Annotated in this window: 13 protein-coding genes and 1 tRNA gene; 4 read left to right on the forward strand and 10 right to left on the reverse strand. The window is 43.0% G+C overall.

Going from position 1 to position 13,684, the window contains the following annotated elements:
- Window position 1 precedes the first annotated feature (1 nt).
- Window positions 2-2,467: a DNA gyrase subunit A gene (gene gyrA / locus NM125_RS06800; RefSeq protein ID WP_255134085.1), complete on the forward strand. Its 2,466-nt coding sequence runs from the start codon at window positions 2-4 to the stop codon at window positions 2,465-2,467.
- A gap of 83 nt (window positions 2,468-2,550) precedes the next feature.
- Here gyrA and NM125_RS06805 read toward each other — a convergent pair whose 3' ends face one another.
- From NM125_RS06805 to NM125_RS06825, 5 genes are all read right to left on the reverse strand, one after another.
- On the reverse strand, window positions 2,551-3,489 hold the full coding sequence (locus NM125_RS06805) for a helix-turn-helix transcriptional regulator (RefSeq protein WP_255134087.1): 939 nt from the start codon (window positions 3,487-3,489) through the stop codon (window positions 2,551-2,553).
- Window positions 3,486-4,136, reverse strand: coding sequence for a 16S rRNA (guanine(527)-N(7))-methyltransferase RsmG (locus tag NM125_RS06810; protein WP_255134089.1), 651 nt, complete (start codon window positions 4,134-4,136; stop codon window positions 3,486-3,488). Before NM125_RS06810 ends, NM125_RS06805 begins: the two co-directional genes overlap by 4 nt.
- An 11-nt stretch (window positions 4,137-4,147) precedes the next feature.
- Window positions 4,148-6,034, reverse strand: a complete 1,887-nt coding sequence (gene mnmG, locus NM125_RS06815; RefSeq protein ID WP_255134091.1) for a tRNA uridine-5-carboxymethylaminomethyl(34) synthesis enzyme MnmG — start codon at window positions 6,032-6,034, stop codon at window positions 4,148-4,150.
- A 187-nt stretch (window positions 6,035-6,221) separates the two neighbouring features.
- Window positions 6,222-6,295: transfer RNA gene (locus NM125_RS06820), tRNA-Asp, on the reverse strand.
- Window positions 6,296-6,429: 134 nt separating this feature from the next.
- Window positions 6,430-6,978, reverse strand: a complete 549-nt coding sequence (locus NM125_RS06825; RefSeq protein WP_255134093.1) for a glutathione peroxidase — start codon at window positions 6,976-6,978, stop codon at window positions 6,430-6,432.
- A 62-nt stretch (window positions 6,979-7,040) separates the two neighbouring features.
- Between NM125_RS06825 and NM125_RS06830 the strand changes: the two genes are divergently transcribed.
- The 3 genes from NM125_RS06830 to NM125_RS06840 are packed head-to-tail and all read left to right on the forward strand — an operon-like array spanning window position 7,041 to window position 8,823.
- On the forward strand, window positions 7,041-7,769 hold the full coding sequence (locus NM125_RS06830; RefSeq protein ID WP_255134094.1) for a hypothetical protein: 729 nt from the start codon (window positions 7,041-7,043) through the stop codon (window positions 7,767-7,769).
- Complete coding sequence (locus tag NM125_RS06835; protein ID WP_255134096.1) at window positions 7,766-8,065, forward strand: hypothetical protein; 300 nt, start codon at window positions 7,766-7,768, stop codon at window positions 8,063-8,065. Before NM125_RS06830 ends, NM125_RS06835 begins: the two co-directional genes overlap by 4 nt.
- On the forward strand, window positions 8,062-8,823 hold the full coding sequence (locus NM125_RS06840) for an MBL fold metallo-hydrolase (protein WP_255134099.1): 762 nt from the start codon (window positions 8,062-8,064) through the stop codon (window positions 8,821-8,823). The genes NM125_RS06835 and NM125_RS06840 overlap by 4 nt, the downstream gene beginning before the upstream one ends.
- On the opposite strand, the gene NM125_RS06845 is transcribed toward NM125_RS06840, so the two are convergent.
- From NM125_RS06845 to NM125_RS06865, 5 genes are all read right to left on the reverse strand, one after another.
- On the reverse strand, window positions 8,824-9,909 hold the full coding sequence (locus NM125_RS06845) for a mannose-1-phosphate guanylyltransferase (protein ID WP_255134101.1): 1,086 nt from the start codon (window positions 9,907-9,909) through the stop codon (window positions 8,824-8,826).
- Between the two features lie 54 nt (window positions 9,910-9,963).
- A complete protein-coding gene (locus tag NM125_RS06850; protein ID WP_255134103.1) occupies window positions 9,964-11,046 on the reverse strand; it encodes a sensor histidine kinase in 1,083 nt (360 codons plus the stop codon).
- On the reverse strand, window positions 11,043-11,720 hold the full coding sequence (locus NM125_RS15965; protein ID WP_255134104.1) for a response regulator: 678 nt from the start codon (window positions 11,718-11,720) through the stop codon (window positions 11,043-11,045). Before NM125_RS15965 ends, NM125_RS06850 begins: the two co-directional genes overlap by 4 nt.
- Window positions 11,721-11,859: 139 nt before the next feature.
- Window positions 11,860-12,486 (reverse strand): 2OG-Fe(II) oxygenase, encoded by a 627-nt coding sequence (locus NM125_RS06860; protein ID WP_255134106.1) that lies wholly within the window; start codon window positions 12,484-12,486, stop codon window positions 11,860-11,862.
- Between the two features lie 98 nt (window positions 12,487-12,584).
- Window positions 12,585-13,652, reverse strand: a complete 1,068-nt coding sequence (locus tag NM125_RS06865; RefSeq protein ID WP_255134109.1) for a serine hydrolase domain-containing protein — start codon at window positions 13,650-13,652, stop codon at window positions 12,585-12,587.
- Window positions 13,653-13,684: the final 32 nt, after the last annotated feature.

Raw genomic sequence — 13,684 nt, forward strand, 5'->3', positions numbered from 1 at the left:
TATGGCCAGAGAAAAAATTATACCTATTACTATAGAAGACGAAATGCAGTCGTCCTACATCGATTATTCGATGTCGGTGATTGTGTCCAGGGCGCTTCCTGATGTTCGGGATGGATTGAAACCCGTTCACAGAAGAGTTCTTTACGGGATGAATGATCTCGGAATGCTTCACAACCGTAATTATAAGAAGAGCGCCCGTATTGTGGGTGAGGTGCTTGGTAAGTATCACCCCCATGGTGACTCAGCCGTTTATGATTCTATCGTTCGGATGGTGCAGGACTTTTCACTTAGATATCCGCTCGTAGATGGACAGGGCAACTTTGGGTCCATTGACGGTGACAGTGCGGCGGCCATGCGTTATACAGAGGTTCGCATGGATCGGCTTTCGGAAGAATTGCTTTCCGACATTAACAAGGAAACCGTTGACTACTCTCCCAACTTTGATGACACTCTTGAAGAGCCCACGGTTCTTCCAAGTATGCTTCCCAACCTTTTATTGAATGGTGCTTCCGGTATTGCCGTAGGTATGGCTACCAACATGGCACCTCATAATATGACGGAAGTTATTGATGGAGTCACCGAGTATATCGACAATCCCGATATTGAGATTAAGGAGTTGATGCAACACATCAAGGCTCCTGACTTTCCAACAGCCGGTATCATCTATGGTTATGAAGGAGTTAAAGAGGCTTACGAAACCGGACGGGGAAAAATCACCCTCCGTGCCCGCGCTAATACTGAAGAGCTGCGCGGCAACCGTGAGCAGATTGTAATTACAGAGATCCCATACCAGGTTAACAAGAGCACGCTAATTCAAAAGATTGCATCTCTTGTTAATGATGAGAAAATCACTGAAATATCTGAAGTTAGAGATGAATCTGACCGTGAGGGTATTCGCATTGTTATCATTTTAAAACGTTCTGCTAACGCCGGCGTTGTACTCAATCAGTTATACAAGTACACGCAAATGCAGACCACCTTTGGTGTGATTAACCTGGCTCTTGTTAAAGGCCGTCCTAAGGTGATGGACCTTAAAGAGCTTATTTATCACTTTGTTGAGCATCGTGTTGATATTATAATTCGTCGCACCATGTATGATCTCGATCAGGCGGAAGCCAGAGCTCATATCCTGGAAGGACTTAAGATCGCCCTTGATAACCTGGATGAAGTAATCAAGACCATCCGGGCTTCTAACAGTCCTCAAGAAGCGAATATTGAGTTGCGCAAGAAGTTTGCTCTCACCGACATTCAGGCCAAAGCCATTCTGGACATGCGTCTTCAGAAGCTTACCGGACTGGAGCGCGAAAAAATTGATGGTGAGTACAGAGAGATTATCGACAAGATTTCTGATTACCGCGAAATTCTAACCAATCGTGATAAGCAAACAACAATCATAAAACAAGAGCTTGCAGATCTGAAGAAACGCTATGGTGATGAGCGAAGAACACAAGTTGTTCACTCCGCCGACGACTTCAGCATCGAAGACATGATTGCTGATGAAGATGTAGTTGTAACCATTTCCAATAAAGGCTTTATCAAACGGATGCCGGTAAGCGGCTATCGCAGACAGCGCCGTGGCGGTAAAGGAATGAAGGGAACAACCACGCGAGATGAGGAATATGTAGAACATTTATTTGTAGCCACAACCCATAATTACATTCTGTTCTTCACAGAGAAAGGAATGTGTTACTGGCTGAAGGTCTATGAAATTCCGGAGGGTGGCCGACTTGCAAGGGGACGCGCTATTGTTAATCTCATTGAGCTTGACAAAGACGACTCCATCAAAGCCTTTGTTCCGGTTAAAACCCTTGATGAAGAAGAGTACATTAATAATCACTCTATTATCATGGCGACCAAAGACGGGCTTGTTAAGAAAACAACCCTCGAGGCCTACAGCCGTCCTCGACGTGATGGTATAATTGCCATCAATATTAAAGAAGGCGACAGCTTACTTGCTGCCGAACTTACCGATGGCGATAGCCAAATTATTCTTGCCAACAAAAACGGCCGAGCCATCAGGTTCCACGAAGAGGACGTTCGGGAAATGGGCCGAAACACTTCCGGTGTGAAAGGAATGAGCCTCGGCAAAAATGGTGAGATCGTTGATATGGTTGTGATCCGAAACGCTCACGAAGCCACCGTGCTCGCCATGTCTGAGAATGGATATGGCAAACGTTCTCTTGTTGATGATTACAGGGAACAATCCAGAGGTGGTAAAGGCGTGATTACACTCAAGATAACTCCGAAGACCGGAGACCTGATTGCGCTTAAAGAAGTTACCGATCAGGATGATCTTATGATTATCACGGAGCGAGGTAAAGTTATCCGAATGAATTGCGGGGGCATCAGAACCATGGGTAGAAATACTCAGGGAGTTCGCATCATGCGTCTGGATTCTGATGGCGCCATTGCAGCCGTAACGCGAGTGGTTAATGAAGAGGAAGGAGACGAAGAAGATGAAGATTAATTCTTAATCCTCTCTCAAAATAATTAAAAAGAAAAGGGCTTCAATTTTGAAGCCCTTTTTTATTATCTGAATTTTTTGGCCGGTTAGTTGTCCAGCATTTCCCGGAGTAACTTCTTTCTTTTTTCGATGAGTTCTTTGGGCTCTTCAATTTTTACTTTTTTCCCAAACTGAAGAAGCCATTCGTTTATAAAGTCCAAATTATCGAATTTAAAACTCACCTTAATAAATTCAGAATTTACCTGAGTTTTCTTAATTATTTTAGCCGGTAAATTCGCCTCCAGACGCGACATCTCTTCTTTTTTGACCTGTAGTATTATTGATTGAGAACTCTTCTCAGATCGAAAGATAAGGCCCTCTATGTCCAAATCGTTGTTAAGGTGGTAGTTTTCGTCTAAGATTTTTACTTCTTCCACCTTTTCGAGAATAAAATTTCTGATTTCACCCCGAAGATGGGATTTTCCAATTACGTTCCAATGATCTTGGTAAAAAACCAAAATGTAGGGATCGATTTTTCGAATTCCCGAATCCCCTGATTTTGTGGTGTACTCAAATTGCAATCTTTTTTGCTGAGCGATGGCGCTGCTTATGAGATACCAACTCCCTCCTTTCTTTTTTTCTCCACCAAACCTCAAATAGGGATCGACGATTGTTCTTCCTTCTAATGAAGTCATGAATTCTTTTAATTCATCCGGAAGTACATTTTTGATTTTCACCTCCACCCCCTTAGCATCTTCCACCAAGCCTTGGTCAACCTGAGACTTCACAAAATTCAGCCCAACCATGATGGTTGCAAGCTCTTTGGAAGTGAACATGAGCGGCGGCACCTTATAGCCCTCGATTAATCCATAGCCTGAATATCGATCCCAGGTTACCGGCACGTTAATTTCCTGAAGCGCATTAAAATCACGGAAAATCGTTCTTCGACTTACATCAAACCGCTCCGCCAATTCATCTACCGTTAAGCGTTTACCCGGCTGCTGAAGCAAAAGCATCAGCTTCAGCCTTCTTTCTGAACTATTCATGACTGGCTTATTCTTGAGATTTCTACCATAGCCTTTCCTTTATAAAACTCTTCATCAAACCCGGGCATCAGGTCAATGATGTTAACCTTCAGGGGCTCTTTTGCTTTTTCAAGCTCGGACTCAATTTCATCCCCTCCTTTTAGCAGGATAATATTTCCCCACGGCTTTGATTCAAGCATTCGTAGCAAATCCCCTATCTTAAAGGCATGCTTTGAAACCAAGAGCTCATCCCCAGCAAATCCAACCTTTTCTATAGAACAGGAACTTGTTGATATATTCTTCAGGCTCAGAGCGGAAGCAATGTTTCTACATGCCATCACCTTTTTTGTTACCACATCATTCAGATGAATCTGCTTCTCTCTATAACAGATAGCCAGTGGCATTCCCGGCAAACCACCGCCGGTGCCCGAATCTATAACTTTCGCAGTCTTTTCAAACAGTTCAGACTGAGTTAGAACTAATGAGTGCTCTACGTGGTCTTTTATAGTTTCACGTGAAACATCCCGGCTCACAAGATTAATCTTTTTGTTCCACCAAAGCAGACGGCTTATATATTCTTCTAATTCTTTTTCGTGACGATCAAATAAAACCCGAATATTCTCAGCTTTTTCGTAGGCTAATGGAGTATATAAAATCTGATGTTCCACGTGAAACAGTCCTAATTTTTCAGATAAACCATAAGCACGGAGAGGTCGCTTGCTGAAACCCCACTTATTCTGCTTGCCTGACCTATTGTTTCCGGGCGAATTTTAGAAAGCTTTTGCGCTCCTTCTGTGGAAAGGCTTTTGATGCTTGAATACTCTACCTGCTCAGGGATAGACATATTCTCCTGCTTCTCCATCTCCTTCACCATCTCGAACTCTTTTTCGATGTAGCCCGCGTATTTTATTTGAATCTCTATCTGCTCTAACACCTCCTTGTTGTCGCTGATATCTTTTACCTGTTGGGCAAAGTCTTCGTCATAATCCATCATATCACGTAAAGAAACCTCAGGGCGAAGTAGAATTCTCTCGGCTTTCATGGGTTGACTCATGGTCGAGCTTTCCTTACTCTCGAGCATGGGGTCCATCTTCTCAGGATAAACCGTATAGTCTTTAATTAGATCGTCGAGCTTATTTATAGCTTCTTTCTTTTTTTCAACTCGTTGCATTCGTTCATCAGAAGCCAGGCCTATACGATTTCCGATCTCAGTCAGGCGAAGATCGGCATTGTCTTGGCGGAGCAAAATTCTGTGTTCTGCTCGTGATGTAAACATTCGGTAAGGCTCTTCTGTGCCTTTATTAATAAGGTCATCGATCAAAACGCCGATGTAAGCCTCCGATCGCTGAAGGACTAAAGGTTCTTTTTCCTGTACATGAAGAGCCGCATTGATACCGGCCATCAATCCCTGGCAAGCAGCCTCTTCGTAACCGGTAGTCCCGTTAATTTGTCCGGCAAAGAATAACCCTTTTACTGATTTAGTTTCTAACGAACGCCTTATTTGGTGTGGGGGGAAATAATCGTATTCGATGGCATAACCAGGGCGAATCATAATTACGTCTTCAAATCCGGGAATAGTTCGTAACGCTTTGTACTGAACATCTTCCGGAAGGGAGGTCGAAAATCCATTCAAATACATCTCATAGGTATTCCACCCTTCAGGCTCCAGGAATAATTGATGTCTGTCCTTATCTGCAAAGCGATTAATCTTATCCTCAATGCTTGGGCAGTACCGGGGGCCAATGGATTTAATGCGTCCATTAAACATCGGGCTTCGATCGAATCCTTCCTTTAAAACTTCGTGTACTTCTTCATTGGTATAACCAATCCAGCAAGACATCTGCTCTTCCAAAGAAGGCAGGTTCTCCGTCAGAAAAGAAAAGGCTGTTGGGTTCTCATCCCCAAACTGCTCCTCCAGTTGAGAATAGTCCACGGTTCTTCCATCTACCCGGGGAGGTGTTCCGGTCTTTAACCTGCCAACTTCAAAGCCAAGCTTTTCAAGAGCAGCGGAGATACCGATGGAAGCTCGCTCTCCGGACCTACCCCCTCCATAATTACTTTCACCAATATGAATAAGTCCGTTTCCAAAAGTACCGGTCGTTAAAATAACTGACTTGGCAAAAAACTTTTGTCCGGTCTGGGTAACTACCCCCTTAATCTCATTATCATTTTCTGATATTAAATCGACTACATTATCCTGGCGGAAAAACAAGTGATCTTTATCCTCGAGCTTTTCCCTCATTTTTTGAGCATATAACATACGATCGCTTTGGCAACGCGGGCTCCACATAGCGGGACCTTTGCTCATATTGAGCATCCTGAATTGAACGCCGGACTCATCGCTGACTATTCCGGACAGCCCGCCCAGGGCATCAATCTCTCTTACCAACTGGCCTTTTGCTACCCCACCCATAGCCGGGTTACAAGACATCTTAGCGATAGCTTCCAGGTTCATGGTAATCAGCAGGGTTTTTGCTCCCATTTGAGCTGCGGCTCCGGCGGCCTCACTTCCGGCATGGCCTCCACCAACTACGATTACATCATATGTAGGATCTAAAACGGACATTACTCTCTGTTTTTTATGTATTTATAAAAACTAATTAATCCTTAGCTATAATAAAGATAAGAAATTGTAGCCCGCTGAACTATAACCTGCATTGGGTTGATTTGCCGAAGATTCGCGAATACGGGAAATCACATTTACATAGTGGCTACAAACAAAAAAAGCTTCCAACTATGTGGAAGCTTTATTGCGATCCGGAAGGGACTCGAACCCTCGACCTCCTGCGTGACAGGCAGGCGTTCTAACCAACTGAACTACCGGACCTTTTTGAGAGCATCAAATATACAGACCATATCGATTGGAAGTCAAGCCTTTTTCCGAAAAAGATTAATTAAAAAAAATGAGGATCACGAACTCAATCGTGATCCTCTTATCGGGATGGTGATGGGATAAAGTTCTTAACGATTCAATTCCTTTTCAATAGCAGCAACAAGGGTTTCACTCTGTGGTTCTACGCCACTCCTGAATCTTCTCTTTAGTAAACCATTTTTATCGATCAAAAATTTCTCAAAATTCCATTTAACCTCACCATCAAAGTCATCATTCGGTACTGAGGTCAAATATGAAAACAAGGAAGCCTGATCTTCACCCTTAACGGATACCTTCGAGAACATCGGAAATTCCACTCCATACTCAAGCGTACAAAATTGTTTTATTTCCTGATCTGTTCCCGGCTCCTGCCCATTAAAGTTATTAGCTGGAAACCCCAATATCACAAACCCATCATCTTTATAGGTTTCGTAAATCTTTTGAAGTCCTTTGTACTGAGGGGTGTATCCGCATTTTGAGGCCACGTTGACCACTAAAACAACTTGTCCTCTATATTGTTCCAGGGAAATCTCCTCACCGTCAATATCCTGAACGGTAAAATCGTATAATGATGTTTGGTCTGATATTCCCATAGTGGCTGTGAGTGATAGAAGCAGAGCTGTAAATAAAATTTTCATTGAAATATTTTTTTCTTCGGTCGTTAGTCTTTAAACTGATTCACTTAATAAAATCATTCCCCATGATACAATCTCTTTTTAAGCGGTTTCTGTTATTGGTTCTTATTGCCTCCCCTGCCTTCTGTTATGCTCAAATGTTTTCCGTAGGTGATGAGGTGGAACAACGATCTAACCCTTTTGCCCCATACATCCGGGTTGGCATTCAGCCTATCGACTTTAGTTATACCGGGAATCCGGCCGCCCTCAACTCGCATCAATCATTGGCATTTACCGGGACGGCTGCTCACATCTCTTTTGAATCGGGTGGATTTAATATTGGTGCAAGCCTGGGTAACGACATGACCGGCTTGGACAACAGAAATTACTTTGACCTGAACATCAACTTTACTAATCCTTTCTATTTTGTGAGAAGACCTAACTTTGGTCTCGGTGTGCCCATTCAATTGGGTTCGAAGATAACCAGCGTTCGGAGTGATGATATAAGTGAAGAGTTTTCTCAAACCAATCTGCATGCCGGAGCAGGAGGAATAGCACAACTCTACTTTCCTGATAAGCTTGGTGTAACGGCTCAATTTATACCCAGCTTTGGGTTCAGTACTGCGAGTGGTGGTTTAATTGGAGGTAACGTTTTTTCCATGAGGGGGAAAGCAAGGGTGAATTTCTACAACCTGATTTTTGGAAGAAACATAAGTTTGGGCTATGATTACATATTCGACTCCTACGATATTGACGGTGACGAATTTGATTACGATTATTCAGGACATATACTAACACTCGGAATTTCCCTTTGAAGCCAGAAAAATTTCTTCTCGAACTTGAACAAATCCTTGAACAGGCGGGCTACACCCTCCGCAAAGAGCGGGGTTCGTTTCGTGGGGATGAGTGTATAATTGAAGGACAGAAGCTGGTGATGGTAAATAAGAACAAGCCGGTAGCTTCGCAGCTTGGAACTATGGGGCGGGTGCTTGGCCAAATTGATTTGGCAGGCGTGTACATTAAACCCGCCGTCCGAAAAAAACTGGAAGAACTTTGGGATCAATTGGCGGTAACCCCTGAAGAAACTTCTGAGGATTTTGAGTTAGAATGAAAATTACTTTTCTGGGTACGGGTACGTCTATGGGAGTTCCTGTTGCGGGAGGCTTTAGGCGCGAAGAACTTTCACATGATCCAAGAAATGAACGCACTCGCTGTTCCGTCTGGATTCAGGTTCACGGAAAATCGATCCTGATTGATGCCGGACCCGAATTCAGAATACAAAGCATTCGCTCGCGCATCAAAAAGATTGACCATTTTCTCATTACCCACGAACACATGGATCATGTTTCCGGGATCGATGATCTCAGAGTTTACTCTTATATAAATAAAGCCCCCATTCCAGCTTACACTTCCGGGCAATGCATTGAATCTATCCACAAGCGCTTTGATTATATGTTTGGGGAAAACAAATACCCCGGATCTACTTCTCTAGACCTGAACGAAGTAACCTCTTCTTTTAAATTAGATGAAGAAATCGAGGTTACTCCTTTACCGGTACAACACGGCGATTTGGATATTCTGGGATTTCGGGTAAATGACTTCTCGTACCTGACGGATGTAAAACATATCCCTGACGATACACTTGAGCTCATAAAAGGCTCTAAAGTGATTGCACTGAGTGCGCTGCGGTGGGAGCCGGAGCACCCTACCCATTTAACAATCCCCGAAGCGGTTGATGTGTTAGAAAACCTGGATGTCCCCGAAGCCTACCTCATTCATATGAATAGTTATGTGGATCACCAGCCAACCAATAAAAAGCTGCCGGATCATATCAAGTTAGCGTATGATCAGCTTTCCATTAAGATCTAATCACAGAAATTTTTGCAGGTCTTCTGCCGCCTTGAGCTGTTCTACAATTTGCTTAACACCCTGAGCAGAATTCAGGTCACATACCAAAATAGCGTCATCTGTTTCAACAACGGCAACGTTTTCAATGCCAACAAGTGAAATCATTTTTTCTGCATTAGAGAAGACCAGATTATTTTCAGATCCGGCAAAGGTTGCAAACGTGGTCTGAACAGCATTTCCAAGCTTGTCTTTATCTGCCAAATCATAAACAGCTGACCAGCTCCCTACATCATTCCAGCCAAATTCGCCCGGTACAACAAACACCGATTCAGAATTTTCCATAATACCGTAATCTATGGAGATTGATTCACAGGCATGATAGAAATCATTAACCGCAGCTTCGTGCATATTAGTATACAATTCGGGAGTGGCTGCTTTGACTTCTTCGTACATTGATGGAAGGTGACGTTCAATTTCTTTCAATACCGTCTCTGCTTTCCAGACAAACATACCGCTGTTCCAGTAATAATCACCTGAATCCAGAAATTTCTCGGCCGTAGGTAAGTCCGGTTTTTCGGTAAATGCTATAACAGGGTGAACTTTATTCTCTTTTAGTTCTTCCAGAGAGCCATTATCTGAATGAATATACCCGAAGCCTGTCTCCGGACGGTCAGGTTTGATACCAATGGTGACCAAATGTTCTCCGGATTTTGCTTTTGCAATAGCGCTTTCTAAGTACTGATTAAAAGCACCCGGATCTGTTATATGGTGATCTGCAGGAAGTACTACCATAACCGCCTCAGGATCCTTTTTATAGAGCATTTCTGCTGCTATAGCCACACACGGAGCTGTGTTCTTGGCAACCGGTTCTCCAACAATATTCTCTTCAGGTACTTTAGGGAGCTGTTCTTTTACAATGTCCACATAACTATCGTTTGTGACCACCATTATCCGCTCTTGTGGAATGAGGCCTTCAATCCGTTTGGCGGTATTTTGAATCATAGTTCCTTCACCAAAAAGAGAAAGAAATTGTTTGGGAAGCTTCTTTGTGCTTTTTGGCCAGAACCGTGTACCTGACCCGCCGGCCATTATTACTGCATATACCATAAATATTATACTTGTGTCACTGTTGGTTTGGGAAGGAAAGTACGATTTATATAATCAAACCTGAACCGGATCCAAGCGACGAAGGCTGATGGTGAAGGTTGAGCCTTTGTTAGGTTTACTTTCAATGTTGAACTTTTCTCCGTGGGCTTCCATAATATGCTTAACAATGGCCAGGCCGAGCCCTGTTCCGCCCCGTTCTCGGGATCGGGATTTATCAACCCGGAAAAACCGCTCCGTTACCCTTGGGATATCTTTTTCATCAATACCAATGCCGGTATCTTTAACCGAAACAAAAACACGCTCCGGTTGTTTGGGCTTCGTGAACACATTTACTTCTACCTTTCCATTAGGCACATTGTATTTAATCCCATTTTCCACCAGGTTAATCAATACCTGCTTCACCTGATTTTTATCCGCCTTCACCTTAATGTTCTTGTCAAAGTCGTGCACAATCAGCTTTATATTCTCTTTCTCGGCTTTGTAATTCAGGCTTTCGATAATGTCGTGCAGTACTTCATAAAGGTAAATTTCCTCTATCTCTGACTTCAGCTCACCGGTTTCAAGCTTGGAGATTTCCATCAGGTCTTTGGTGAGGTAAATGAGCCGGTTCACATTCCTCATCGCTTTTTTCAGAAAATCCCGGTTTACCTCTTCATCCTCTAACGCTCCGTTTAATAACGTTTCTATAAACCCCTGGATGGCAAAAATGGGCGTTTTCAACTCGTGAGAAATATCGCCGATAAATTCTTTACGATAGTTCTCTATACGGTTTAGTCGTTGAATTTCCCGCTCAATGGTTCGGCTCGACTTGATCCCCTGCTTCACCAGGTAGTCAACTTCATCATTGTGGGTAGAGGTTACGTTTTCGTATTCCATGAACCGCTTGCGCGCCATGTTCTTAAACAAGCGTTCGATAGTATCAATTCTCTGGTGAGAAACGAAGTAAATGACGGCATAGGATGTCAGGAATATTACACCGCCCACAAGAGCAGAAACAGACCCAGCGTCTTTTGGGGTGAAATTATACCCCAACCACATCAGCAGAAAGATAAGCGCCGCTGAAATTAGTGAAATGTAGATGGCTGCACGAAGGCCAAAGCGAAAAACGCCTCGCTTCTTCTTTTTAGATTTACTCATTCTTTAAATCTGTAGCCCACTCCTTTTACTGTTTCGATGTAGTGATCTCCCAGTTTCTCCCTGATTTTTCTCACGTGTACATCAACGGTACGATCTACCACATAAATATTATCGCCCCATACTTTGTTGAGCAGGGTTTGGCGATCTCTGACTTTTCCCTTGCGGCTGGCCAGGTAGTATAAAAGCTCAAACTCTTTGCGGGGAAGCTGAAATTCATCGTCGCCACGTGTTACAATGTATCGATCTTTGTCAATGGAAAGATCATGAACATCCAGCCGGTCAACATCTTCCGTGGTTTCATCAAACCTGCGCATCACGGCTTTAATCCTGGAAATCAATTTTGTGGTACTGATGGGCTTGGTTATATAATCATCGCCGCCTTTATCGAGACCTTCCACTTCTGTTTTTTCATCACTGCGGGCGGTCAGGAAAATAATGGGGATTGATTTCAGGTCTTCATCGGCGCGCATGGTCTCCACGGCTTCCATCCCATCCATTTTCGGCATCATGATATCCATCAAAACCAAATCGGGCTTATGCTCTTTGGCTATTTTGATTCCCTCTTCCCCATTTTCAGCCTTCAAAACGGCAAAGCCTTCTTTTTTGAGATTATATTCGATCAGGTCGAGCAGATCTTTTTCATCATCTACTACAAGTATGGTTTGTTTAGCCACGGCATCAGGATTTTGTGAAGATTTTCAGATAAACAATGGTACTAATGTACCAAGTTAATAGAAAATGAATGGGGATTAAGAAATTGTTACCCGATTCTCTTTAAAATAAGTAGTTTTTAGCGTTTTTCTCTTTCTTTGCTCATCGCAGCAAATAACCGACATTAGCCGGTTGATGTAATAGCCATCCCGTTAAACTGTAACGGGGCACATTTGTGGTTAACACCTCATGCTCAATGGTATCACTTTTAAAAAGTAACAGACGTTTGGAAAGGGGCTCAACCATTATCTCCTCTCCATCTTTGTAAATAATAAGTTCCCCGCCATCTCCCTTTTTCCAGTCTTTGTTGAGATATATAAGAACGGTTATCTGTCGGTTGGCACGTTCATTAAACTGATCCAGGTGCCGGTGATAATGAGTGCCGGCCGGGTACTTGGCTATATGAAATTCCGACCCCGATAAACTCAGGTAGCAATATCGTCTCAGGCTTTGAACCAACTCCTCTTTTAAATCAAAGAAAAAGGAAAGCTCCTCATCTCTTTCTTCATCCAGCCAGTAAATGAAATCTCCACGGACTTCAGCTTTTAACTGGAAGTCCTTTTTTGCCCCGACTCCGGCTTTCTTCAGTTTATCACTTTCCTCCGCTTCAGTGAAAAAAGCCATTATCCTATCGTAGAACTCATCAGAAATGAAATCATCCACAATAACATAATCTTGTTCGGCCAGCCGGTCCATCCAGCTAACCCATGTTTCTTCTGTAAAAGTCATACTATTCAATAAATTAGATAAGCTTGTTCTCTCTTCAGATAATGAAATTACCCTTTATTTCAGAATAAAAGAATAGGCAGAATCACTGGGTGTATTATTTAATTTTGAGATGCAAAAATCAAAGAAATAATTTCATACAAACGCTCTTGCTCGAACTCATTTTCACCTTCGGTATCAACCCGGTGAACCATTACCAGCTTTGAGCCAGGATAAACCCCCAACATGTGAACCCCTGCTCCGGTATGATAGAACGATTTCGTTTTGCGTTGCTCATTGGGAATCAAAACACTCCACAACATACCATATCCAATATTTACATACTTGTTGGTAAGCGAGTAAGAAGTGGTGCTGGCTTCAACCCAACTTTTGGGCACAATCTGCTTTCCATTCCAGCGACCGTCATTCAGATATAAGACACCATATTTCGCCAAATCATGAGCCGACATTCTGAAGTGATACGCCGGATATTTTGATTTACTTTTTTCGTACTGATACACACCATCTGTATCCGGAAGCTTAGCCTTTTCATCTTCTCCATCCAGTTCTGCAAACCTCCCCTGGTAGTGGAGCATACCCAATGGAAGGGCAATTTCTTCATAAAAAAGATCGTATATGGATTCTCCTGTTTTCATTTCGAGAATATAGCCAAGAGTGTTGAAATCCCAGTTGTTATAGTAAAAATGCTCATTCGGTTTGAACGATCCCCGCTCCGGTTTTCCAGCCAACATACCACGGGAAACAGCAGCAGCATTATGGTACACCCCCGATCTGGATTTTAACAAGTCTGCAACTGTGGCCTGCTTTTCCCTCGGGGTTAAGGAGGGCTCAATATCATCAATGCCCAAATCTGCTAATGTAGCACTGGTATCTATCACCCCCTTCTCCACGAAAATTCCGTACAAAGAACTCAACAACGCCTTTCGTATGGAATGTATAACATGTTTTTGGTCCGTTTTGCCCCAATCAAAAAATACCTGCCCGTCATACACCAGCAAAAGTGCCGAAGAGCCTGAGCTTTCCAGATAATGTTCCAGTTTTTTAAGAGAGTCAGTATTAAAGCCCGCTTGTTCTGCCGACATCTCAGAAAGTCGGGTTTTGGGAACTTGCGTGAACGCAACCGAATTGAGTACAAAAAGAACAACTAAAAATACCGATGAAAACTTCATTAACTTTTGCTGGTTATCTGTGACCGTAATAA

This window comes from Gracilimonas sediminicola (assembly GCF_024320785.1).
In the GTDB taxonomy this organism is placed as follows: Bacteria; Bacteroidota; Rhodothermia; order Balneolales; family Balneolaceae; genus Gracilimonas; species Gracilimonas sediminicola.

Coding starts and splice junctions, on each gene's coding strand:
- gyrA (WP_255134085.1), top strand. CDS start 2: ATGGCCAGAGAAAAAATTATACCTATTACTATAGAAGACGAAATGCAG.
- NM125_RS06805 (WP_255134087.1), bottom strand. CDS start 3,489: ATGAATAGTTCAGAAAGAAGGCTGAAGCTGATGCTTTTGCTTCAGCAG.
- mnmG (WP_255134091.1), bottom strand. CDS start 6,034: ATGTCCGTTTTAGATCCTACATATGATGTAATCGTAGTTGGTGGAGGC.
- NM125_RS06825 (WP_255134093.1), bottom strand. CDS start 6,978: ATGAAAATTTTATTTACAGCTCTGCTTCTATCACTCACAGCCACTATG.
- NM125_RS06830 (WP_255134094.1), top strand. CDS start 7,041: ATGATACAATCTCTTTTTAAGCGGTTTCTGTTATTGGTTCTTATTGCC.
- NM125_RS06840 (WP_255134099.1), top strand. CDS start 8,062: ATGAAAATTACTTTTCTGGGTACGGGTACGTCTATGGGAGTTCCTGTT.
- NM125_RS06845 (WP_255134101.1), bottom strand. CDS start 9,909: ATGGTATATGCAGTAATAATGGCCGGCGGGTCAGGTACACGGTTCTGG.
- NM125_RS06850 (WP_255134103.1), bottom strand. CDS start 11,046: ATGAGTAAATCTAAAAAGAAGAAGCGAGGCGTTTTTCGCTTTGGCCTT.
- NM125_RS06860 (WP_255134106.1), bottom strand. CDS start 12,486: ATGACTTTTACAGAAGAAACATGGGTTAGCTGGATGGACCGGCTGGCC.
- NM125_RS06865 (WP_255134109.1), bottom strand. CDS start 13,652: ATGAAGTTTTCATCGGTATTTTTAGTTGTTCTTTTTGTACTCAATTCG.